Source organism: Chryseobacterium sp. LJ668 (genome assembly GCF_019613955.1).
GTDB lineage: Bacteria > Bacteroidota > Bacteroidia > Flavobacteriales > Weeksellaceae > Chryseobacterium.
Window position 1 is genome coordinate 2,612,628 of the sequence record NZ_CP080443.1, and the last position, 22,110, is coordinate 2,634,737.

Consider the following 22,110-nt stretch of genomic DNA (forward strand, 5'->3'; position numbering starts at 1 on the left):
TCTCACACTTCAAAGATTATACTTTCTTCATTGATTTTCTTGACCACACTCTCTGTACGTTCTCTATGCGTATCGGTAATAAAAATCTGCCCGAAATTCTCCTGATTAACCAATTTTATGAGTTGGGCAACACGAATGTCATCCAGCTTATCAAAAATATCATCCAACAGAAGAATCGGAGTTTTTCCGGTAAGTTCTTTTATCAGACTCATCTGAGCCAATTTTAGCGAAATTAAAAATGATTTTTGCTGTCCCTGTGAACCAATTTTTTTAATAAGGACATGATCCATTTCAAAATGTAAATCATCTTTATGAATTCCTTTTGAAGTATAAGTCAGCATTCGGTCCTTATCAATATTCTGATCTAAAAGCTCCTGAAAGGCCTTGTCAGGTTGAGCAGAGTCGAAGCCTTCCAGTAGATGAGATTCGTAGATTACAGAAACTGTTTCTTTTCCACCCGAAATAATCTGATGAAAATTCTGAACAATCGGATTGAGCTTTTCGACAAACTCTTTTCTTTTTTCAAAAATTTTAGTTCCTGATTTTGTGATCGGATCGTCATAAATTTCCAAAGAATCTTTATCCCATACTCTGTTTTTGGCAAAATATTTTAGTAAAGCATTTCTCTGCTGAATAGTTTTCTGGTATTGAATGAGATCAAAAAGATACCCGGAATTGGTCTGGGAAATCATTGAATCTAAAAATTTTCTCCTGCTTTCTCCGGAATCTGAAATCAGATTTGAATCATAGGGTGAAATCATCACACTGGGAAGATAACCAATGTGATCGGCCATTCTATCGTAACTTTTATCATTCTTTTTAATGATTTTTTTAGAATCTTTGGGCTGTGAAATTTTGATCATATCTTCACTGTCATCATTTTGAATCTCAGCATCTATGGTGAAAAAATCCTCATCTTTTTTAATATTGTTGGTGTCGGTATTTCCTAAGAAGCTTTTGCCTACAGAAAGGTAATGCAGAGCATCCAAAATATTGGTTTTTCCGGCACCGTTATTTCCCACGAAACAATTGATCTGCGGCGAAAACTCAAACCTTTTTTCAGAATGGTTTTTAAAATTGTACAGAGTGAGTTTGTTGATGATCATTCGTCAAAAATACTTCATTATTATTAAAAATAAAAAAGGAAGTATCGAACAGCTTTCTACTCCGAAAGAAAAATAGATGTCATCTTTTTTACTTTCAGAGAAATAAATGAGAATAAATGTAAAGATTGAGGTTAACAAAAAACAGACTGCATAATGATTTTGTAGATAAAAAGTAGATAAAATACTTGAGATAAAAACCAATAGGTAAGCAAGATATTTCGTATTCTGAACTCCAATGATTTTTGGAAAAGTCTGTATCGTATCATTATTCATATCACGAATGTCGAAAGGTAAAACAAGTGCCGTTACAAAAAAGAAACTGATAAAAAATATAGGCGCATTCAGTTCCGGTAAAGTCAGCCACGAATTGATCATCGCCCAAACCAAACCAACATAAAACACTTTTAAAAGAGGGATTTTCCTGATATATGATTCTAAAAAGAAACTGTTATAAAGCAATCCCAAAATCACAATGATTGCCCATTTTAGCAGGCGTATTTCATTATGATTAAAAATAATCAAAGCCGCCGAAACAACTCCGGTAATCACATTCAGTAGAAAAATTTTATAGAAATACTTTGTTTTCTGATATTTCGTGTATAAATATCCGCTAAAATACGTTATGAATATCAAAAGCACTGAAGGGAAACGGAATGTATTTTGCTCAAGCATGAAAAATATTGCGAAGAAAGTTCCCATCAACGAGACGTACAACTGGCTGTCTATGATAGATTTTTTCAGTACTTTTAAGCAATTCATTTAGTAAAAATAATATTTATGCAAAGATATTCCAAGATTTTGGTCCTATTCCTACTGTTGCTGAATTTTTCAATGGCTTATTCGCAAAACTACTATGATCAGCAGTGGAAAAAAATAGGTGAGAATGCAAAAAAAGGAACTTATAAATCTAATCTTCCAATAGTTTTAGACATTCAAAACCAGGCTATGAAAGAAAATAATGCGCTTCAGCTTATTCGTGCCTTAAAAGCAGAATTCAGTATTGTTAATCAGATAACCGACGATGATAAGAATGATTCGGCTTCGAAGTTTTTTGTTAAACTTCAAAATTCTGAAAAGAACCTGAAAGGCGATGATCTTTTGGTATACAAAGTTTTGCTGTCAGGTTTTATGTTTGATTATTATAATGAGCATTCTTGGGAAATTAATGGCAGAACCTATATGAATTCTCAGGATGTTTCTCAAATTGAAACATGGAGTAAGCTCGATTTTAAAAATTATTTAAGCAAAACCTTCACAGATCTTGATCAGCAAAAATCTGAGATGAAAAAAGTTTTGTTTACCAAATATAAAGACGCTTTTTCAAATACAAAAGATGTTGCCTATTTCCCGACTTTGCTGGATTGGTTTTCTCTGAGGAAAGTAAATTTTTTATCTGACAACAATCTGTTTACCAAAAATGAACTGACTGAAAACAGAACTCTTATTAATACAGTTTTTGACGAATTGATTGCTCAGAACACAGGAAATTCAAAACTGTATTTTATGCATCAGAAATTATCTGAAAATTGTCAGTTTTCTGAATGTAAAGATAAGCTCGAGCAGCTTCAGAATTTAATTAAATCTGATACAGAAGGTGATTACAAGGTTTTGGTGATGGAAGAAATCATGAATGAACTGATTGTGAAAAATAAGCAAAAAGAAGCTTTGGGAATCGGAAGTCAGGCAAAAGCGCAATATCCTAAATCTGCTTTTTTAGAAAATATAAAAAATAAAGAAAATCAGATCATAAATCCCAATTTGAGTATAAAATATGAAGAGCAGACGCAGCCCGATCTGCCGATTCATCTGGTCGCTGAATTTAAAAATGTTTCAGAATTTACAATCCATATTTATGAAGTAAAAGATGATCTTTTGTCATTTGTGCAATATGCTAAAAACCCGTACAACAATGCTTTTGCAAAGGTTAAAAAGACACTTTTAAAGAAAGAAAGCTACAATCTGTCTGATCCGAAAGACTATCAGCTGCACAAAACCTCATTAGAAATAATGCCTCTTCCTTCGGGAATTTATGTTGCGGAATATTCTGTTGCTGGCTCAGATTTAAAAGATGATGATTCCAGACAGAATTTTTATTTTTTCGTTTCTGGTCATAAAATTATTTATCACTCTAAAGACGATAGAAATGATCTTTCGAACAAATTGAAATTGGTAAATGCTGAAAATGGAAAACCGATCAATAGTGAAAATATTACTTTTTATGAATTTGTTCAGAATAAAACTTTAACCAAGGCTTCCGGGAAAACCGATGAAAAAGGAATCTTTAAATTTCCGGTTACGGCAAATAAAGAGTATTACAGAACTTTTTTAATTCACCAGCCTAAAACGAATGACTTTCAAATGATGGAAGTTTATGGTCGGCAAGATTATGTACAAAGAGAAGATCAGAATAAACAAACCCAGGCCAAAGCACAGATTTTCACCGATCGGGCAATTTACAGACCGGGACAAACTGTTTATTTCAAAGTCATCAATACCACAATTGATCACGAAATAGAATCTGTTGTTTCAGGTTTAAAACAAAAAGTAATATTAAAAGATGTCAATAATAAAGAGGTGGCATCTCAAGATTTTTCAACAAATGATTTTGGATCTTACCATGGAAGTTTTATTCTTCCGAAAGGACAGCTTAATGGCACATTTTATATAAGGACTGATTCCAATGAAGGTTATAAAAATATCAGAGTTGAAGAATATAAACGTCCGAAATTCGAAGTGACCTTTGAACCCGTAAAAGAAGAATACAGATACGGACAAACCATTGAGCTGAAAGGTAAAGCAATGATGTTTTCTGGGGTTGCACTAAGCAATACAAATGTAAATTATGAAATCAGAAAACAAAACATCCGCTGGAGATATTTCCCATGGTATCCGAGTGATAATGAAAATGAAAACTCAATTTTGGGTGAAGCAAAAACCAATGAAAAAGGTGAATTTACCATAAAATTAGATCTCAAAAAAGACGAAATAATAGATGGGATTCAAATTGATAATTACCAGATTAATGCTGCAGCTACAGACATCAACGGTGAAACGCAGACTGCGAATACCAATCTGAAAGTTGCCTCAGTTTCGCACTATATCAAAGTTGATGACATCAAAAATACATTTGCTGATGAAAATATAAAGCTGAAAGTTGAAACAAAAAATTATAACGAACAAAATCTAAAAAAATCCTATCAGGTTAAATTATCAAAATTAGAAGCACCGGAAAGAATTTTCAGGGAAAATTTCAAGGAAGAAGTTCAGGATCTTCCAAAATTTTCAAAAGAGGATTTTATCAGCAAATTTCCTCACGATTTGTATGACAAAAATGATGAATTAAAAAACCGTAAAACTTCTTTTGTCATTCTGAACGGAGAGAAGCGAAGTGAAGAAACTCTGGATCTAGGAAAGCTGGAAGCAGGAGGTTATCAGTTGGAGCTTTACAATATCGAAGGAAAAGACACGATAAAATCTGTTCAGCAGTTCAGTGTTTGGGATAAAAAATCACTTAAATCTGATCAGAAAACTTTTCTGACCGTTTTAGAACCTAAAAATGAATTTTCGAGAGGCGAGAAGGCAAAAATATATGTGTATTCTGGGATTCCTGATACTTTGGTGAATGTTTTTGTTCAGGACGGTTCCGGAAAAACAAATTCAGAAGTACACCAATTTAAAAATGGAATTTTAGAGTTTATTGTTGATATTCCAAAAGAAAAAAGCATTACCGCATTAAATATTCAGTTTCAGGTTGTAGCATTCAATGATGTGCAAACAGAAACGGTGGATTTAAAAATAAAAGGTACGGAACAGCCTTTAAAAATTGAAACAACGACTTTCAGGGATAAAATTGAGCCTAATTCAAAGGAAAAATGGTCAGTAAAAGTTTCAGGAAATGAAAAAGAAAAAATCAATGCTGAAGTTTTAGCCAATATGTACGATATGTCTCTGGATCAGTTTGCAATGAACACTTTTACTTGGAATAAGTTATATACTCCATATTCATTTGTAAATTCTTATAATGTTGCACAAAATCTTGAACAAAAATATTATCAAAAAAGATTGAAATACTATAGCGGAAATTATGTAGAAGTTCCGCAGTTTAATTGGTTTGACCGTTATAGCTTTTTAAATTCATTACAAGGTGAAGTTGCAGGCATTTCAGTGCAAGCTAATGCAGCTCCTTCTCCTATGGCTGCACCAAGAGATTCAGTTTCTAAAGAAAGAAATGTTGAGGAAGTTGTTGTTTTGGGGTATAGTAAAAGTAGGATGTCTACTGAAAATCGTCAGAATGTTGAGGAATTAGAAGATAATGCAATTGATATCAAAGGCCCAAAGGAAGCGCTTGATAAAATTCCTGTCCGTCAAAATCTCAATGAAACCGCATTCTTTTATCCGGATTTAAAAACCGACTCAGAAGGAAATGTCAACTTCGAATTCACCTCTCCGGAAGCCTTGACTAAATGGAAATTAATGTTTTTAGCGCACACAAAAGACGCAAGATCCGCAACTTTAGAAAAACAAGTTGTTACGCAGAAAGAATTTTCCGTAACACCAAATTATCCGAGATTTTTGAGAGAAGGTGATGAATTGAATCTTCAGTCAAAACTATCAAATCTAACAGACAAAAAACTAAGCGGCTCAGCAAATCTTCAGATTCTGGATGCTTTTACCAATGAAGATATTTCGTCAAAATTTGGGTTAAATTCAAGTACTCAGAATTTTGATTTAAATGAAAACGGAAACTTAGCGCTGACATGGAAAGTAAAAGTTCCCCACAATGTCTCATCCATCATTTTCAAAGTAGTGGCAAAAGCAGGACAATATTCTGATGGTGAACAAAAAGCAATCGCCATTTTACCAAACAGAATGTTGGTAACAGACGCTCTGCCAATTTTTGTGAAAGAAGGAGAAACACAAACCTTTGTTCTTGACAATCTTAAAAATACAAACTCAACAACGATTTCAAATGTATCAAATACGTTGGAACTGACAACAAATCCGATCTGGGAAATCATGTTTGCTTTGCCAAGCCTGAAAAATGATCAGAATAGCTCTGCTGATGTAATCTTTAATAAATGGTTTGCCGATATTTTGGCTTCGGAAATCTATAAAGCCAATCCGAAACTGAAAACTGTTTTTGAAGAATATCAAAGCAAAGGATTATTAAATTCAAATCTTGAGAAAAATCAGGAGCTGAAACAACTCTTGCTGGAAGAAACTCCATGGGTTCTGGAAAGTAAAAATGAAGAAGAGCAAATGGCAAAACTTTCACTTTTATTTGATACGAATACGATGAGGAATGCTATTCAGACTGATTGGGATGAATTTGAAAAACTGCAGAATCCTGATGGTGGTTTCTCATGGTATCAAGGGTATCCTAGTTCATACGGAACTTCATTGTACATCCTTAAAAACTTAGGAAAAATCAACGTATGGTTGAAAGAAAATGTGAAAGATTATCAGTCTTCGGAACAGATAAAATTGACAGAGAAATTAATCAATTATGTTGATAATGAAATCGACAAATATTTTGAATTAAAAAAAGAAAACGTCTGGACAAACTGGGCGGTCGATTATCTTGATACCAGAAATTACTGGGAAAAACAATATCCTTTAAAAGGAAAAGGTGCAACGCTGAAAAATTTAGTAAAACAGAAAGCAAAAACGGCAAAAATCACTGATTTTACATTCTTCGGTCTACATCGTGCAGCTTTATTGCTGAGTGATTACGGTCTGAAAGATGTTTCTGATAAATTATTAAATTACCTGAAAGAAACTTCTGTTGATACAAAAACGCAGGGCATTTACTGGAAACAGAATCTTGACGATTGGGGCTGGTTCGGCTCGAAGGTAGTCAATCATGCAGGAGCATTGGAAGCTTTTAATAAGCTGAAACCAAACGATCAAAAATTCATTGAAGACATGAAAATCTGGCTGATCACGCAGAAGGAAGTCAACTCATGGGGAAGCTCGAGAGGTACTTCAGAAGTAATTTTCACCATTTTAAATTCAGGGAAATCATGGACGAATGCAGAGAGTGATAAAGCAACAATTATTTGGGGAGGAAAAGAATTGCAGCCTCAAACTCAGGCAACAGGTTATATAAAATCTTCTGTAAAAACAGATATTTTAGATAAAAATTTAGCCACATTAACTGTAACAAAACCGGGCCCAGGAATTGTTCAAGGTGGATTATTTTGGCAGTATTATGAAGATTTAGATAAAATAAAATCATCTGAAAACTATATTTCGATTACCAAAGAGCTGTATAAAAAGATTAAAACGGTAAATGGTGAAGAATTGCAGAAAATTTCACCGGAATCACCTTTAAAAGTGGGAGATAAGATAACGGTAAGAATGATTCTCAATACAGACCGTGCGATGGAATTTATTCACATCAAAGATATGCGTGCTGCCGGGTTTGAACCTTTGGATGTGATTTCCGGATATCAGTGGAAAAATAGCTTAGGCTATTATCAATCGACGAAAGATGCATCTACTAACTTCTATATCCAATATATGCCAAAAGGAAAATATGTTTTTGAATACGATTTTGTAACCAATGCTTCAGGAACATTTTCGAACGGAATTACAACCGTGCAAAATTATTATGCTCCACAGATGAATGCGCATACAAAAGGGAGTACTGTGAAAATTTCAGAATAATTTATTTTAAAGTAAATACCAATCAACTCCTCACATATTTTGTGGGGAGTTTTTGATGGTTGTGATGAAAAAAGATGAACTTTAATTCACACTTCAGATTCAAAACAATATCAAATCAACCGAAATAATATTATATTTGTTTCTATACAATTTAAGATATTATGGAAAACGTATTTGACGCAAAAGATGCTCAGAATTATATCAATAGAATCAATAATCTTGTTGAAGATACACATGGTTTGTGGGGGAAAATGACGGTAGATCAAATGTTGGCACACTGCTGCATCACCTACGAAATGGTGTACGAGCCCGAAAAGCATAAAAAACCGGGAACCATTGCAAAATTTATCTTAAAAACTTTTGTAAAGCCAAAAGTAGTAGGAGAGAAGGCCTATCCCAGAGATTCTGCTACCGCTCCGCAATTTGTCATCAGCGGAAGAAGAGATTTTGATGACGAGAAAAAAAGACTGATTGGTTTTATTCAGAAGACGCAGCAGCTGGGATCTTCAGCCTTTCATGAGAAAGAATCTCTTTCTTTCGGGAAATTAAAATCTGATGAATGGAACAATATGTTTGCAAAACATTTAAATCACCATTTATCTCAGTTTGGAGTTTAAAAAAACATTGATGGTGAAAAAATTATTACCATTTCTAATCCTCGCATGCAATTTTGCAGCTGCGCAAATGCCCAATATCTCAAATGTCTGGCTGAATAAGTCAAAACCCTACATCGGTACCATTGGCAAAGACAGTGAAATCCTTAAGCTCAAGGTAGAAATTTCTGAACAGAATAAAAAAAACGACCAGCAATATTTTGTTGCAGGATATACTGTGGTAGAAAATAATTCGACCAAATTTGAAGGTAAACTGACCATCACGCAATACAAAGACGGCAGGAAAAAAGGCGTCGTGTATGGCGATTATGAATTGTCAGAAGAAGTCAAGGGTAAGCATTCCGGTGTTTTTACCGGGAAATTCATCTATACTTTTCAATGGAATAAAAAAACGCAGAAGATAGAAAATCCATATATCCAACTCATTGGAAACTGGAAAAGCTATGACGGAACTTTAGATTTTAAAACCAACTTAAAAAACCAATAATCATGTTAAGACAAATTTTAGGGATAATCGCAGGAATTATAGCCGGCTCACTCTGCGTTTGGGCAGTAGAAACAATCAATCACAGTCTCTATCCTTTTCCTGCCGGTATGAAAACCAATGATATGGATGCCTTCAAAGCTTATGTTGAAAATTTGCCTGTTTTGGGAAAATTACTGGTGATTGTTGGTTATGCTTTGGGAGCATTAGTTTCAGGATTTGTCTCAACTAAAGTTGCAAAAAACGGAAAACCGGTAGCAGCAATTATTTGCGGGCTTATTTTCCTTACTTTTACCATCTACAATATGTTTGTGCTGCCAACACCTGTCTGGTTCTGGGTTTTAGGGATTCTGGTTTGGGGATTGGTTTTAGCAGGATATAAATTGGCTTTAAATAAAAAACAGTAAATAATTGAATATGAAATTAGGAGCATTTTCCATCAGCTTAAGTGTAAAAGATTTAGAAAAATCAAAAGATTTTTACGAAAAATTAGGTTTTACTACGATGGGTGGCAACATGGAAAGCAATTATCTGATCATGAAAAACGGCAGCACACTGATCGGGCTTTTCCAGGCAATGTTTGACGGCAATATGCTGACTTTTAATCCTGGTTGGGATGAAAATGCCCAGAATCTGGAAACTTTTGATGATGTAAGGGCAATTCAGAAACACTTGAGAGAAAATCAGATAGCGTTGGAGAAAGAAGCTGACGAAACCACTTCCGGACCGGAACATATTTTCCTGAAAGACCCGGACGGAAATATGATCTTAATAGACCAACACAGATAACTAATTAGTAACTAAAATTAATATTTGAATTTTCGTACTTATTTTTCAACTTTCAACAACAATAATAAACACAAAACTAAAATTAAAATTATGGCAACAGTAAACGTTTATCTTACATTCAACGGAAATTGCAGACAGGCATTTGATTTTTACAAATCAGTTTTCGGTGGCGAATTTCCATACATCGGAACTTTCGGGGAAATGCCTCCACAGGAGGGAAAAGAAATGTCTCAGGAAGATAAAGACAAAATCATGCACGTATCTCTTCCGATCTCCTCTGAAACCATGTTGATGGGAAGTGACACCGGCGGAGAATGGTCATCAAATCTTATTGTAGGGAACAATTTTTCTGTTTCCATTAATGCAGATTCTAAAGAAGAAGCAAATAGGCTTTTTGAAGGGCTCTCACAAGGCGGAAATGTTACTATGCCACTTGAAGACACTTTCTGGGGAGCGTATTTTGGAATGTTCACCGATCAGTTTGGCATCAATTGGATGGTTAATTATGATGATCCTTCTAAAATGCAGCATTCTTAACAGTCTTTTTAAATTTAAATGAAACCGGCAGATTGATTTTGTCGGTTTTTTATTTATCTCATAAGATTTAAGCAAAGCATTTAAGAGTCTGTAAAATTGTGGCAGATAATAAAATCTTACGGTAGCGAGGGACTAAAATTTCTGATCCTTTAGGCGTTACACTTGATTATATCGTAAAAGATGGACAGTATGAGCAGATCGACAACGATACTCTGAAAAAACTAAAGCAATATAGGAACTTGACAGCGACACCAAAGCTCACATTTTTGCAACCATCGATGCTTTTATCAAAGCCTCTAAACTTAAAAATATTGCTGCATTATAAAACAAAACCGCCACTCAAACGAGTGGCAGTAGTTTTTTAGGGATATTCAAAACCAAATATAATTTTATAAAGCCTATTATCTTTCAGATAAAACTCCATAAAATACGGAGGCATTTCATATTGCTTTATTTTAGGGTCATCAGGATTATCAATTGTGTATCTGATAATTTCTTCTTTAGATTTTTTTTCAACTTTAAAATCAGTGCCTTTTAAATTGGTTATTTCTTCTGAAGTCATTCCTAATTTTAGTCCTGATTCCGTTTTAAAATTATCATATTTAGTTTTCCCAAAATCTCTCTCAAGTTTAGGGTCATCTTTTAAATACCCTAACTCGAAACAACTAAAACTATTTTTTACATCTCCTTCATATTGATAAGCAATTAAGTATTCTTTTTTTTCTTTATCTGTAAAAATAGTTACAGGAGAATATCTTAAGTTATCTAATAATCTTATATTTTGAGAATAAAAGTCAGTTAAAGAATTTTCTTCTCTTAATTCTAATTGATTTATTTTAAAATCTGGCTTAGAAAATTTTTCTGTAATCACAGTTTCATTTTCCTTCTTTTCTTGTACCTTTTTTTCTGATTGTTGACAACTAAAAAGTACAAAAAATAACAGTAAAAAACTACTCATTAACGTTCGGTATTTTTGCTCCACTTCTACCATTATTATTAGGATTATTTTTAATGTTAATATTAGCAGAAACCGGCCCACCGGTTTTCATCATCCTATTACGGGTATTTGTAGAAGTAGTAAGTACAATCTTATCTCCAGACATTCCAATACAACCCCGTGTTCCTTCTTTATTTCCATCAGCGTGTATTCTTAATAAACTTCTTCCTGTATCAAACTGTGGATTTAAATTATAACTAAATCCTATTCCATCCCGATTCATACCTTTAATGTACCATCCTTTCGGACCTCTATCTTGATAAGAGTCTACGGTATATTCACCATTTTCTGGTGCTCCGTTTCCAAAACCTCCTGCGACACCATCATAAGAACCTAAAGTTTTTATTTTACCATTCTCAAATGTTACATTTAACCTTACATCTACATCGCCAATTTTAGAATTTCTCATTTCTCCATCTATTTCAACGCTCATTTCTTTTGCTCGGGAGTAGTCCATTTTTTTATAAGTATGGTAGGTTTCTAAGACTAAGCCCTTATGTTTTTTATTGTCCCAGGTTTTAGTGCGCTCATAATAAGTTCCTCTATAAGTCTGTCCTTTTTGAAGGACTCCTTTATCTTTATGATTTTTAGCCGTTACATCATCTCGCCAAGTAATATCTCCGTTAGAAGCTTCAAACCAATCCATTCCGTTTGGATCAACAAAACGTATTGGATTACTATTTGCGTAAATCATAGGATTTAACTCAGGATGTTTCTCCGCCAACTGATCTACCACGCCCCATCTTCCAATATCCGGCATATAAAATCTTGCGCCATAATCATACATTCCCGTCTCTTGCAACTCTTTTCCATTGTACTTATAGTTTTTATAGCTTCCCTGCCCGAAGAAAGCTGTTCCTGTTTTCAGGTGATTCATCCCGAAAGGGTAATAATCATCATTATTGGTGATCTCAAGAACGCCTGCGCTGTTTCTTCCGTAAAAAACCTTTACATCCTTAAATAACGTTCATCATCATAACTTTGCACGTTTTGGGATGGCAACTCAACAGAATCTTTAGCAAACTTACATATCCTCTAATTGGAATATTATTCTGCATAAAGAAAAATACAAGGTAATATTATTATTTTCATTTTAAAGACCTGTTATATCTGTAACAATAGCCTTAGAATCTTTCGGAAAAAGATATTGATTATTTACTTTTAAAGTTTTGATAACATTCAAAAGACTATCTTTCTTAAAAGGTATCTGTTCTAAACCTTTATCTGTTTTAAAAACAAAATCATAAATATTTCCATTATACTCTCTAATAAAGCTAAAACCACCATAAGTGTTTTTAGGAAATGTTTCTAAAATATAACACCAATCATTATTTCCTACATGATATTTATAAACATAATACGGCAATCCCTCTTTTTGTTGTAATTGAATTGCATTACTTAAATCGTGTATAATATAATCTCTCAAACTTATTATTTTTGTAGGATTTGAGAGCAATATTACCTGAGAGCTATCATTAGATTTATTCATTAAACCACCAAATAAATAACGATCATCATCAATGACCTTCCACGTTTTGGGTATCGATAATTCAACAGAATCTTTAGCAAACTTTACATATTCTCTGATTGGAATATTATTCTGAACATTTTCCTTTTTACAGCTAATAACAAATGTTAAAACATAGAATATTAATATTGTTTTTTTCATTTTAAAGACCTGTTAAATCTGTTACAACAGCTTTAGAATCTTTAGGAAATAAATATTGATTATTTATTTTTAAGGTCTTGATAATTTCTATAAGACTATCTTTTTTCAATGGTATCTGATCCTGCCCTTCCGGTGTTTTAAAAGTTAAATCATAGATATTCCCATTATATTCTCTAATAAAGCTAAAAATCCCTTTTTTATTTTTTGGAAAGGTTTCTAAAATATAACACCAGTCATTATTTTCTACATAATATTTATAAACGTAATATGACAAGCTTTCACTTTGCTGTTCTTTTGTTACTACCCTTAAATCTTCTATCATATAATCTTTCAAAGTAATTAAATTGGTGCTATTAGACAGTAATATCGCCTGATGTTTATCATCCGATTTATCCATTATTGCACCAAATAAATAACGTTCATCATCAATAACTTTCCACGTTTTAGGTATTGATAACTCAACAGAATCTTTAGCAAACTTTACATATTCTCTGATTGGAATATTATTCTGAACATTTTCCTTTTTGCAGCTAATATGCAATACTAAAACACAAAATATTAGTACTATTTTTTTCATTATTTATTGTCTCTCTTAACATTTAATGTTGCACTTCCTCCAAATTTGATATATCTATTCCCAACATTAACCTTTTGCTCTGCCTGAACACCTCCTGAATAGGTTGTTGATTTCTTTTCCGCTTTCACAGAACCTACTACACCATTGTCTCCCGCTCCGTAAATTGCTTTTGTAGTATTGCTCTTACTGCTACTCTTACCACTTGATGTACTACTTTTTTTGAAGAATATGCTGTTGTATTTTTTATAGTTACTGTTCCTGCTTCTGTTGGTATTACTTTTTTAAATTCTGATTTAACAAGACTCTCATTCTTTACTTATTCAATAGATTTTTCCTTATAATAAAAGTTCAAAATATTTAATACTAAAAGACTGACTAAAAATAGTATTGAGGAACTTAAATAGATATCTTGTTCGATAATTCCTTTGAATAAAATCATATTCTTAAGCCAAACAATCAATAAAAGTATTGAAGAATATAAAATATATTTAGAGTTTTTAATGAAAACTGTGAGTATAAATATAACTACTGATAGTAGTATTTCCAAATATAATATAGAAAAATTACCCCGATAATCCGCACTTAGGTTTATATACTTCCAACTTGATGGATTAGGCATTTGCGTTAATGTTTCTAAATCTAATATTGGAGATGGCGATGAAAAATTATAGGCTATTTTAATATTTAAAAATCCTATTACTACCAATAGTGCTACAATAATTATTATATATTTCTTTTTCATATTAACCTAATTTATGAGCCCGATCCAGTTCCTTTCTTTTGTTGGTCTCCAGTTCTTACATTTGGCTGAACCTCAAAGTTATTCCAATTAACATTCTGAAACCATTTTACTGGATTTACACCTTGATCTGTTCTCTGTATCAATGGCTTTAAATAAGGAGTTACAGAATCATCGATATTAACGTGGCTCGTGCCAGTCATTGTTGATTTCACAGATTGTTGACTATTATTTGATCTTGATCCACCACCATTAGCATAACTATCAGTTGAACTTAAACTTATGATATTTTGAGTATTAATATTTAATTTAGTTGTAGCTGAACTGTAATCTCCAAACCCTATTGATCCTCCTCCTGCATTTACAGTCATAGGATCCATTGTTAGAACTAAATTTATTGTTTCTGAGGTTGAATTTGCGGCATTCAATACATCCCTGCCTCCTAAACTATGTCCTATCATCACAACATTACCATCAGGATTTACGCTTCTGTAATTACTATTAGTTTCAACCATATGAGTTGAAGCAAGACCACTGTCTGTTCCTGTATAAGCTGCAACTGCAATATTGCTTCCTAAATTATTTTGAAGACTGGACAAAGCTCCATCTGTTTGAAGATTTTTAGGAAGATTAGAATATAACGTATTCGTTCCACTTCCGACACCGTCTCCATTTCTTCCATCAGCTCTTCCAAGTCCAAGAACGACTAAGGTAGATTGGTTTTTATTAAAATTATCTGCAGGAACTGCTTCAAGACCTTCTAATTCTCTATGAGAAGTTACCTTATTCTCAGAAAAATTATAGTGTGATTGGTAAGCGTATTTTTCACTCAAAGGATCGACATTAAAAAATCTTCCTACATCCGGCATATAGTTTCTCCATTTAAGTATAAAATCCCGTCTCTTGAAGTTCTTGCTCCTGAAAATTGTAATTTTTATAACTACCTGTTCCAAAATAAGCTTCTGCTTCGGGGTTTCTGATAAAATTCATTCCAAATGGATAATAATCGTGCTTGTCTGCTACTTCACAATTATCATCCATCTTTTTATATAAACTACCCTCACATTTCCCAAATGATCTTTGTACTGATACATGTACTCATTATTTTCCGAAAACTGTTTAATCATACTAATCTTAGATGCATACCAAGACCTCGCAATTTGCGAGGTTTTTCTTTATCTACCACACGATAAAATCGTGCGGGAGCGAGGGGTTTTATTTCTGATTTTTTATCCTATTCATAAAAGGAAAAGTTTCATTGTATTCTACCGAAACTGTATCGCCAACTTTATATTGTTCATCATAACTCGGATTAGAATAGTCTTTACCATTTACTGAAAATTTATAATAATATGTAAATTGATTAGTAAACTGTCCCCTCCTTTTATAGTATTTTTCATTTATTATCTGACCTTTTATATTTTGATTAGAAAACATATTTAGTACTGGTGTATAAATAATATTTTCTCTAAATAAATAAATCATTATAACTAGTAATAGACACACTTTAAGCCATTTGCTATTCATCTGTTTTCTTTTTAATATTATCAACTGTTGTTTTAGTTCTCGCATTAACAGAGTTTTCGACTGCTTTATTAGTAGAATTCTTAATACCAGTACTCAATTGCTTTGAAACACCTTTTATTTTTATTTATTTATTTATTTATTCACATTACGGGATAAAAGACAAGACTTACTATCACTAACTATCTGCCGACAGTTTATTAAGTAACTGCAACCGCTTTATAAGAGGCAATGGCAATTTGTGCAAGCACCTTCAGGCAGTTTATCAATATGTTGAGGTACTGTATATATTACCAATACCCCCTTCATGAAGGGGATGTCGGCACTTATCTAACTGCTCAGTGACGATTTGTCTTGGGATGCTGCCATTTACAGAACCGTCTATTCACCGTTATCGGACTGTTCCGGGGTAGAAGAGGGAGGAACCTGAACGATTGATGAAGAAAAGAACTGCTTCATATCATCATAAATCACATTGGTTCCCGGAACATTTTCACCCGAGAGAAATTTTATGTTTCGATAAAAAGTAATAGCATTATGGTAATTATCATGATCAAGCAAAACTTTCGTATCAGATAATTGTTCGGTGATTGAACTCAGCCTCTGCAGTCTGGTTTCTACCTGTTGTCTGGCAGAATAGTCTCTGTCAAATTCCGCTTTATCCAAGAAGCCCGGAACGTGCTGTGTGTACTGTTCCATATAATCCTTAGCCTTATTTACAAAGAGCTTGTTTTGTTCTGCTATTCGTCCGTATTGTTGTCTCTGGTCAGGGGTAAGGTTAATTGTTTTTCCTCCAAGAATAGATTCGATGCTTTGAATTGCCTGGTCAAGATTGGCTAATTCGCTATCAGAAAAATTAATACTGATGAGATTGTCTAATGCCATAGCTTAAATTTTATTTTTTATCAACGGTAAAAATAAAATAAAAAATTATATTATTATTAAATATACATGACTTTTATTCATTAAATATATTATGTTGAATGAATAATATTATTATGTTAAATGCATTTTTTTGTTTTGGAAAATTAACTTCAAATAAGAAATTGCAAGGCTATGTTCTGGCGAAAACCTCTGCGTCATAAGCAGATTTAGTAATAATTTTGTTTGAGGTTATTTTGTTATTATTGATTTAAAATATTAAATTTGTTACTTCTGATAGACAATAATAATTAACACAATACGCATGAAAATTGCAAATAGGTTCGCATTTACTGTTTTCTGTCTCCTGACTCTGTTTTTATTTGCTCAAAAAAGTGATCTTGGAGCATGGTATATGTATTTTGGGAACAATAAAATCAGTAAAAAATTAAATCTTCACAACGAGATTCAATACCGTAACTTTAATGGAATAGGCGACTTGGAGCAGCTTCTTATCCGTACCGGAATAGGATACGATTTAAACGAGAATAACAATAATATTTTGTTGGGATACGGTTTTATTTTAAGTCAGCCTTATGTGAATGGTGAAAAGAGAGAAAATATAGAACATCGAATTTTCCAGCAATTTATCACAAAACAAAAATTCGGACGACTCAATATTCAACATCGGTACCGTCTGGAAGAACGTTTTTTACAGAATGATTTCAGAATGAGGTTTCGGTATTACCTAGGCTTAAATATTCCGGTCACGAACAAAGAAATGTTGCCAAAAACATTGTATATTTCTGCTTATAACGAAATATTCTTGCATCTCGACAGTCCGGTATTTGATAGAAACCGAGTGTACGGAGCGTTAGGATTTGTCATTAATAAAAATATGAAAATAGAAGCAGGTTATATGAATCAGATTCAGGAAAACAGAAACCGCGGACAGGTACAGATTGGTTTTTATAACAATATTCCGTTGACCAATTAGATATCAATTCTACTAAACTAAAACCATAAACGAAAAAACATGCATTCAGGAAAAAGATTCGGGCCGATAGAATTTATCATGTGGACGAGAAGAAGTCTGTATATTTTATTTGTCATGTCGGCGATCCCAACTATTCTCTATTATTTAGGATTTACTTTTGTTTCTTTTCCATGGCAACCTATTGCTATTATGGGAACAGCCGTTGCTTTCATTGTAGGATTCAAAAATAACGCAAGTTACAGCAGACTTTGGGAAGCAAGACAGATCTACGGAGCGATCATCAACGACAGCCGAAGTTTCGGATATATTTTAAGAGATTCTCTTTCAGACAAAAATTCTGATAAAGTAAAAGTGATGTTCAAACGTCATTATGCGTGGTTAACAGCCCTTCGTTTTCAGCTTCGGGAATCCAGAAACTGGGAAAATATGAGTACCGCACAGTTTAAAGAATATGCTCAGAAATATGAGATTCCGGAAAGACTTTCATCTTTGGATGCCGAATTGCAAAACTATCTTTCCGATGTAGAACTTCAATATGTTTTAAGCAAAAAAAACCGTGCAACACAATTGATGGCTTTGCAAAGTAAAGATTTGGCTGCAGCTTATTCTAAAAGTGAAATTAATGATTTTCAATGGTCGCAAATCAATCAGCAGCTCGTGAAATTCACAGATGATCAGGGAAAAGCGGAACGGATCAAAAACTTTCCTTATCCTAGAAATTTCTCCTCCATTACGACATATCTTTTGCATATGTTTATCATTTTCGTACCATTCGGATTGATCAGAGAATTTGATAAAATGGGAGAAGGAACTGTATTGGCAGACTACACTTTGTGGTTTAATATACCGTTTTCACTTTTAGTGACTTGGTGTTTTCACACATTAGACACTGTAGGTGAAGCTTCAGTAAATCCGTTTGAAGGAAGCCCGAATGACGTTCCTATCACCCAGATCAGCCGTACCATAGAGATTGACATGAGAGATATGTTAGACGAAACCGATCTTCCTGTGGCAATTGTCCCGAAAAATAATATCGTACTTTAAAGTAGCAGAATTTAATGAAATTCACGGTAATAATTTTATTAATCAAAATATTATGGAAGATTTTTATTTAGATAAAAAATTAGAAAACGAACAAATTATAAATACATTATCCGAAGTTTTTGCTGATTTGACGGTTTTTTATTATGATTTCGAAAATGACCAACCGGAAAAATTTGAAAATAGAAAAACATATTTAGCTGATGACAATGATATAGATTTTTTAAATAAAACCGGAATGATTAAAATTCTTAAAGAATATGATTTACCTATTTTTGAATTTGATAAAAAAGCAGTATTTATAAATCATTGATTCATCATAAAACACACATAGACACAAAGCGGAAAAAAATTATTAGTAAAGATTAAAATAACAATAATTTAAATCAGCATACATGATTCATACCTACGTCATCATATCGATCGCAGTGCTTTTATCCGTAATGATCCTCGTAATGATCGGTCAGAAGCTCAAAGTGGCTTATCCTATCTTTCTTGTGATCGCGGGATTGATTATCAGTCTGGTTCCGGGAATGCCCCATATAGAAATAGAGCCGGATCTCATTTTCCTGATTTTTCTTCCACCGATTTTGTTTGAAGCAGCATGGTTTACTTCATGGCAGGATTTTCATAAATGGCGAAAACAGATTTTCTCCATGGCTTTCGGATTGGTTTTTCTGACCTCCGTTGTTGTGGCTTATCTTTCATCATCAATAATTCCGGGACTTACTGTGGCGATGGGATTTTTGCTGGGAGGAGTCAATTCTCCGCCGGATGCAGTTGCAGCAACTTCTGTTTTAAAGCACATGAAGATCCCTAAAAAAATAACCAGTATTTTAGAAGGGGAAAGTTTGATCAACGACGCTTCGAGTTTAATTGTATTTAAATTTGCCTTGGCAGCGGTTATTTCCGGTCAGTTTATATGGAGAGAGGCAATTGGAGATTTTTTCAGCATGGCCGTCGGAGGAATCGCAATAGGAATTGCTCTTGGTTTATTGTTCGGATTCTTCTTAAGGCTGATCCCTTCAAATTCAAATATTGATACAATCATTACATTGATCGTTCCTTACGTAATGTACGTTGGTGCAGAGCATTTTCATTTTTCCGGAGTATTGGCTGTCGTTGCAGGCGGTTTACTGATGTCATATAATTCGCACTGTTATCTAAGCCATACATCAAGAATTCAGTCCGGAAACGTCTGGAGTGTCCTTATTTTCCTCATGAATACCATTATTTTTATCTTAATCGGTCTGGAATTACCAATCGTAGTTGCTGCGATGAAAGATTATACCATTTCAGAAGGTATTTTTTATAGTATTGTAATTGGTGGAGCCATTATTTTCACAAGATTGTTCTACAGTTACGCAATCATGTATTTTCCGTGGTTTTTGTCTAAAAAACTTAAGTCAGAAAATCCTAAACCCGATTGGCGAGAGCCTTTCATCATCAGTTTTGCGGCGATGAGAGGGGTTGTTTCACTCGCTGCAGCACTTTCTATTCCTGCATTCTTACCAAACGGAGAAGCATTTCCGCACCGGAATATTATTTTATTTGTGACTTTTGTGATTATTTTGATAACTTTAGTCGGGCAGGGACTGATGCTGACACCTCTCTTAAAATTTTTAAAAGTGGATAATGCCGGAAGTGATCTGCCGGAAGAAAAACAGGAAGTTATTCTGATGCGCAAGCTGAAAGAAACCGCTTTACAGAAATTAGAATCTGATTTTTCTGAATTGACCGTCAGCAACAGCATGGTGCGACATCAAAAACACAGACTCGAAAATGAGATGCTGATGATGGCGGACAAGTCACAATGTATGGCTTCTACAGGAGATTATGTCACTGCTATGAATGAGAATAAAGATGTAATCAGGCAATTGATTCAGGCACAGCGAAACGAACTTCATCGCATGAAGCGTGAAAAAACATTTGATGATCATGTTATGAGGTCTATAGAAATGCAGCTTGATTTTGATGAAGCTAAGATTACAGGGTTTACCCATTCATAATAGTTAAAATGCCTGAAAATTATTTTAAAAACCGATGATGAAATTCAATTCTTTTTTCCCTGTGATATGGACTCGCAACTTTGAAGAAACGGTTGGGTTTTACATCCATATTTTAAAATTTTCATTGGCTAATGCAAATTCGGAAACGCAATGGGCTTTTCTAGAAAAAGATGGGGTGAGAATTATGATCACAAAACCTAATGAGCATGAAAAGTTTGATAAAATTGCATTTTCGGGCTCATTTTATTTTAATGTGAATGATGTGAATGATCTTTGGCAGGATTTGAAAACCATTACCAAAATATGTTATAAAATTGAAACTTTCGAATGGGGAATGAGAGAATTTGCAATCTATGACAACAACGGTTATATATTACAATTCGGTCAACCTGTAACCGAAATTAGCAAAGAGAAATAAATTTTGCTATTTTTGGTGAAATATTTCAGGAAAAAAATATGAAAAATAAAATAATAACAGGTCTTGCAGCACTTCTGTTGTTTGTATCTTGTAAAGATGATGAAAAAATATTGAATTCATTAGCCGACTACAATGCTTCTATGGAAACCAAAGGTTATCACTTTGGGGATAAACTGGATCTTCCGAAAGATGTTTTAGATAATGCTGAAAATATTACAATCAGCTTTGGTGAGAAAGAAACTTCAAATTTAGTTATAGATTCAAAATATTTTACCTTAGGAGATAATGCGGTCACTTTTAATATCAAAACAAAAAGCGGAGAAACCCTATATCAGGATGCAACGATCAATGTTTTTACTAAAATTCCTGTAAAAAACATCAACTACGAAGTGGTAGCAGAATACCCGCATAATCCTGCAAATTTTGTTCAGGGATTTCAGATCGAGGGAAATACCATCTACGAGAGTGACGGTCAGCAAGGCTCTTCACAAATTTTGAAATATAATTTGGGCGATACCAAACCAATTCTATCGACCAAGCAGCCGGAAGATATTTTTTCTGAAGGAAGTACCATTGTAGGCGATAAAATTTACCAATTGACATGGCAGAATAAGAAAGGATTTGTGTACAATAAAAATTCTCTGAGCCTATTATCTGAATTTCCTTATCCTGATGTAATGGGAGAAGGATGGGGACTAACATACGACGGTAAAAACCTGATTGCATCAGACGGAACAAAAAACTTGTATTTTCTAAATGCAAATGATCCTTCAAAAGTGGTAAGATATATTTCTGTAGCAGGAAATACTGAGGTTTATGATCAGCTAAACGAATTAGAATACTACAAAGGATTTATCTACGCCAATGTCTGGCATAAACCGATTATATTGAAGATAAATCCTGCTAACGGAGAAGTGGTTGGCAAATTTGATTTTACAAAAATTACAGATCCATTTACTAAAGCCAATAGCGAATATGTGCTCAACGGAATTGCTTTCAAAGATGATCATATGGTGATAACGGGTAAAAACTGGTCGAAGATTTATGAAGTTGCTATCAAATAATCAAAAGAATGTAGC

The 22,110-nt window shown here is 33.5% G+C and carries 23 protein-coding genes; 12 read left to right on the forward strand and 11 right to left on the reverse strand.

Translation table 11 applies throughout. The features are described 5' to 3' along the window. Positions 1 to 2: 2 nt before the first annotated feature. Positions 3 to 1,106: a DNA replication/repair protein RecF gene (gene recF, locus K0U91_RS12230; RefSeq protein WP_220179840.1), complete on the reverse strand. Its 1,104-nt coding sequence runs from the start codon at positions 1,104 to 1,106 to the stop codon at positions 3 to 5. 3 nt (positions 1,107 to 1,109) lie between these two features. Then, entirely contained in the window at positions 1,110 to 1,865 is a 756-nt protein-coding gene (locus tag K0U91_RS12235) for a UbiA prenyltransferase family protein (RefSeq protein ID WP_220179841.1), read from the reverse strand. 18 nt (positions 1,866 to 1,883) lie between these two features. Here K0U91_RS12235 and K0U91_RS12240 point away from each other — a divergent pair, with 18 nt between their 5' ends. From K0U91_RS12240 to K0U91_RS12265, 6 genes are all read left to right on the forward strand, one after another. Next, positions 1,884 to 7,775 carry an alpha-2-macroglobulin family protein gene (locus K0U91_RS12240; protein WP_220179842.1) on the forward strand — a complete coding sequence of 1,964 codons (5,892 nt, stop codon included), beginning with the start codon at positions 1,884 to 1,886 and terminating at the stop codon, positions 7,773 to 7,775. A 161-nt stretch (positions 7,776 to 7,936) separates the two neighbouring features. Then, entirely contained in the window at positions 7,937 to 8,392 is a 456-nt protein-coding gene (locus tag K0U91_RS12245) for a DUF1569 domain-containing protein (RefSeq protein ID WP_219969434.1), read from the forward strand. A gap of 10 nt (positions 8,393 to 8,402) precedes the next feature. Beyond that, positions 8,403 to 8,876 carry a hypothetical protein gene (locus K0U91_RS12250; RefSeq protein WP_258561878.1) on the forward strand — a complete coding sequence of 158 codons (474 nt, stop codon included), beginning with the start codon at positions 8,403 to 8,405 and terminating at the stop codon, positions 8,874 to 8,876. Positions 8,877 to 8,878: 2 nt separating this feature from the next. Further along, a complete protein-coding gene (locus K0U91_RS12255) occupies positions 8,879 to 9,280 on the forward strand; it encodes a hypothetical protein (RefSeq protein WP_220179843.1) in 402 nt (133 codons plus the stop codon). A gap of 10 nt (positions 9,281 to 9,290) precedes the next feature. Further along, positions 9,291 to 9,662, forward strand: a complete 372-nt coding sequence (locus tag K0U91_RS12260; protein ID WP_219969432.1) for a VOC family protein — start codon at positions 9,291 to 9,293, stop codon at positions 9,660 to 9,662. A 90-nt stretch (positions 9,663 to 9,752) separates the two neighbouring features. Then, positions 9,753 to 10,199 carry a VOC family protein gene (locus K0U91_RS12265; protein WP_220179844.1) on the forward strand — a complete coding sequence of 149 codons (447 nt, stop codon included), beginning with the start codon at positions 9,753 to 9,755 and terminating at the stop codon, positions 10,197 to 10,199. Between the two features lie 361 nt (positions 10,200 to 10,560). Here K0U91_RS12265 and K0U91_RS12270 read toward each other — a convergent pair whose 3' ends face one another. The 9 genes from K0U91_RS12270 to K0U91_RS12310 all read right to left on the reverse strand — a co-directional run bounded on the left by K0U91_RS12270 (position 10,561) and on the right by K0U91_RS12310 (position 16,590). Then, positions 10,561 to 11,157 carry a hypothetical protein gene (locus K0U91_RS12270; RefSeq protein WP_220179845.1) on the reverse strand — a complete coding sequence of 199 codons (597 nt, stop codon included), beginning with the start codon at positions 11,155 to 11,157 and terminating at the stop codon, positions 10,561 to 10,563. Further along, positions 11,150 to 12,073: an RHS repeat-associated core domain-containing protein gene (locus tag K0U91_RS12275; protein WP_220179846.1), complete on the reverse strand. Its 924-nt coding sequence runs from the start codon at positions 12,071 to 12,073 to the stop codon at positions 11,150 to 11,152. The genes K0U91_RS12270 and K0U91_RS12275 overlap by 8 nt, the downstream gene beginning before the upstream one ends. A 216-nt stretch (positions 12,074 to 12,289) precedes the next feature. Beyond that, entirely contained in the window at positions 12,290 to 12,865 is a 576-nt protein-coding gene (locus K0U91_RS12280; protein WP_220179847.1) for a hypothetical protein, read from the reverse strand. A gap of 1 nt (position 12,866) precedes the next feature. Continuing rightward, positions 12,867 to 13,442 carry a hypothetical protein gene (locus K0U91_RS12285; protein ID WP_220179848.1) on the reverse strand — a complete coding sequence of 192 codons (576 nt, stop codon included), beginning with the start codon at positions 13,440 to 13,442 and terminating at the stop codon, positions 12,867 to 12,869. Positions 13,443 to 13,758: 316 nt separating this feature from the next. Next, positions 13,759 to 14,184, reverse strand: a complete 426-nt coding sequence (locus K0U91_RS12290; protein WP_220179849.1) for a hypothetical protein — start codon at positions 14,182 to 14,184, stop codon at positions 13,759 to 13,761. Between the two features lie 11 nt (positions 14,185 to 14,195). Beyond that, the gene (locus K0U91_RS12295) at positions 14,196 to 15,050 is read right to left on the reverse strand and encodes a hypothetical protein (protein ID WP_220179850.1); all 855 of its coding nucleotides are present in this window, start codon (positions 15,048 to 15,050) and stop codon (positions 14,196 to 14,198) included. 13 nt (positions 15,051 to 15,063) lie between these two features. Continuing rightward, complete coding sequence (locus K0U91_RS12300) at positions 15,064 to 15,222, reverse strand: hypothetical protein (protein ID WP_220179851.1); 159 nt, start codon at positions 15,220 to 15,222, stop codon at positions 15,064 to 15,066. A gap of 174 nt (positions 15,223 to 15,396) precedes the next feature. After that, the gene (locus K0U91_RS12305) at positions 15,397 to 15,708 is read right to left on the reverse strand and encodes a hypothetical protein (protein ID WP_220179852.1); all 312 of its coding nucleotides are present in this window, start codon (positions 15,706 to 15,708) and stop codon (positions 15,397 to 15,399) included. Positions 15,709 to 16,086: 378 nt separating this feature from the next. Next, the gene (locus K0U91_RS12310) at positions 16,087 to 16,590 is read right to left on the reverse strand and encodes a hypothetical protein (RefSeq protein WP_220179853.1); all 504 of its coding nucleotides are present in this window, start codon (positions 16,588 to 16,590) and stop codon (positions 16,087 to 16,089) included. Between the two features lie 301 nt (positions 16,591 to 16,891). On the opposite strand from K0U91_RS12310, the gene K0U91_RS12315 reads away from it, so the two are divergent. From K0U91_RS12315 to K0U91_RS12340, 6 genes are all read left to right on the forward strand, one after another. Then, positions 16,892 to 17,563, forward strand: a complete 672-nt coding sequence (locus tag K0U91_RS12315; protein ID WP_220179854.1) for a DUF2490 domain-containing protein — start codon at positions 16,892 to 16,894, stop codon at positions 17,561 to 17,563. A gap of 39 nt (positions 17,564 to 17,602) precedes the next feature. After that, positions 17,603 to 18,607 (forward strand): bestrophin family protein, encoded by a 1,005-nt coding sequence (locus K0U91_RS12320; RefSeq protein ID WP_220179855.1) that lies wholly within the window; start codon positions 17,603 to 17,605, stop codon positions 18,605 to 18,607. Between the two features lie 52 nt (positions 18,608 to 18,659). Continuing rightward, on the forward strand, positions 18,660 to 18,917 hold the full coding sequence (locus tag K0U91_RS12325; protein ID WP_220179856.1) for a hypothetical protein: 258 nt from the start codon (positions 18,660 to 18,662) through the stop codon (positions 18,915 to 18,917). Positions 18,918 to 18,999: 82 nt separating this feature from the next. Continuing rightward, on the forward strand, positions 19,000 to 20,613 hold the full coding sequence (locus K0U91_RS12330) for a Na+/H+ antiporter (RefSeq protein ID WP_219969427.1): 1,614 nt from the start codon (positions 19,000 to 19,002) through the stop codon (positions 20,611 to 20,613). A gap of 37 nt (positions 20,614 to 20,650) precedes the next feature. Then, positions 20,651 to 21,031, forward strand: coding sequence for a VOC family protein (locus K0U91_RS12335; protein ID WP_258319562.1), 381 nt, complete (start codon positions 20,651 to 20,653; stop codon positions 21,029 to 21,031). Positions 21,032 to 21,069: 38 nt separating this feature from the next. After that, positions 21,070 to 22,095, forward strand: a complete 1,026-nt coding sequence (locus tag K0U91_RS12340; RefSeq protein WP_220179857.1) for a glutaminyl-peptide cyclotransferase — start codon at positions 21,070 to 21,072, stop codon at positions 22,093 to 22,095. Positions 22,096 to 22,110: the final 15 nt, after the last annotated feature.

Excerpts from the sequence above, each read along its gene's own strand:
- K0U91_RS12265 (WP_220179844.1), top strand. The coding sequence starts at position 9,753 with ATGGCAACAGTAAACGTTTATCTTACATTCAACGGAAATTGCAGACAG.
- K0U91_RS12340 (WP_220179857.1), top strand. The coding sequence starts at position 21,070 with ATGAAAAATAAAATAATAACAGGTCTTGCAGCACTTCTGTTGTTTGTA.
- K0U91_RS12300 (WP_220179851.1), bottom strand. The coding sequence starts at position 15,222 with ATGGATGATAATTGTGAAGTAGCAGACAAGCACGATTATTATCCATTT.
- K0U91_RS12270 (WP_220179845.1), bottom strand. The coding sequence starts at position 11,157 with ATGAGTAGTTTTTTACTGTTATTTTTTGTACTTTTTAGTTGTCAACAA.
- K0U91_RS12330 (WP_219969427.1), top strand. The coding sequence starts at position 19,000 with ATGATTCATACCTACGTCATCATATCGATCGCAGTGCTTTTATCCGTA.
- K0U91_RS12290 (WP_220179849.1), bottom strand. The coding sequence starts at position 14,184 with ATGAAAAAGAAATATATAATAATTATTGTAGCACTATTGGTAGTAATA.
- K0U91_RS12305 (WP_220179852.1), bottom strand. The coding sequence starts at position 15,708 with ATGAATAGCAAATGGCTTAAAGTGTGTCTATTACTAGTTATAATGATT.
- K0U91_RS12255 (WP_220179843.1), top strand. The coding sequence starts at position 8,879 with ATGTTAAGACAAATTTTAGGGATAATCGCAGGAATTATAGCCGGCTCA.
- K0U91_RS12275 (WP_220179846.1), bottom strand. The coding sequence starts at position 12,073 with ATGAATCACCTGAAAACAGGAACAGCTTTCTTCGGGCAGGGAAGCTAT.
- K0U91_RS12285 (WP_220179848.1), bottom strand. The coding sequence starts at position 13,442 with ATGAAAAAAATAGTACTAATATTTTGTGTTTTAGTATTGCATATTAGC.
- K0U91_RS12325 (WP_220179856.1), top strand. The coding sequence starts at position 18,660 with ATGGAAGATTTTTATTTAGATAAAAAATTAGAAAACGAACAAATTATA.
- K0U91_RS12320 (WP_220179855.1), top strand. The coding sequence starts at position 17,603 with ATGCATTCAGGAAAAAGATTCGGGCCGATAGAATTTATCATGTGGACG.
- K0U91_RS12335 (WP_258319562.1), top strand. The coding sequence starts at position 20,651 with ATGAAATTCAATTCTTTTTTCCCTGTGATATGGACTCGCAACTTTGAA.
- K0U91_RS12295 (WP_220179850.1), bottom strand. The coding sequence starts at position 15,050 with ATGCCGGATGTAGGAAGATTTTTTAATGTCGATCCTTTGAGTGAAAAA.
- K0U91_RS12235 (WP_220179841.1), bottom strand. The coding sequence starts at position 1,865 with ATGAATTGCTTAAAAGTACTGAAAAAATCTATCATAGACAGCCAGTTG.
- K0U91_RS12315 (WP_220179854.1), top strand. The coding sequence starts at position 16,892 with ATGAAAATTGCAAATAGGTTCGCATTTACTGTTTTCTGTCTCCTGACT.
- recF (WP_220179840.1), bottom strand. The coding sequence starts at position 1,106 with ATGATCATCAACAAACTCACTCTGTACAATTTTAAAAACCATTCTGAA.
- K0U91_RS12310 (WP_220179853.1), bottom strand. The coding sequence starts at position 16,590 with ATGGCATTAGACAATCTCATCAGTATTAATTTTTCTGATAGCGAATTA.
- K0U91_RS12245 (WP_219969434.1), top strand. The coding sequence starts at position 7,937 with ATGGAAAACGTATTTGACGCAAAAGATGCTCAGAATTATATCAATAGA.
- K0U91_RS12240 (WP_220179842.1), top strand. The coding sequence starts at position 1,884 with ATGCAAAGATATTCCAAGATTTTGGTCCTATTCCTACTGTTGCTGAAT.
- K0U91_RS12280 (WP_220179847.1), bottom strand. The coding sequence starts at position 12,865 with ATGAAAAAAACAATATTAATATTCTATGTTTTAACATTTGTTATTAGC.
- K0U91_RS12260 (WP_219969432.1), top strand. The coding sequence starts at position 9,291 with ATGAAATTAGGAGCATTTTCCATCAGCTTAAGTGTAAAAGATTTAGAA.
- K0U91_RS12250 (WP_258561878.1), top strand. The coding sequence starts at position 8,403 with ATGGTGAAAAAATTATTACCATTTCTAATCCTCGCATGCAATTTTGCA.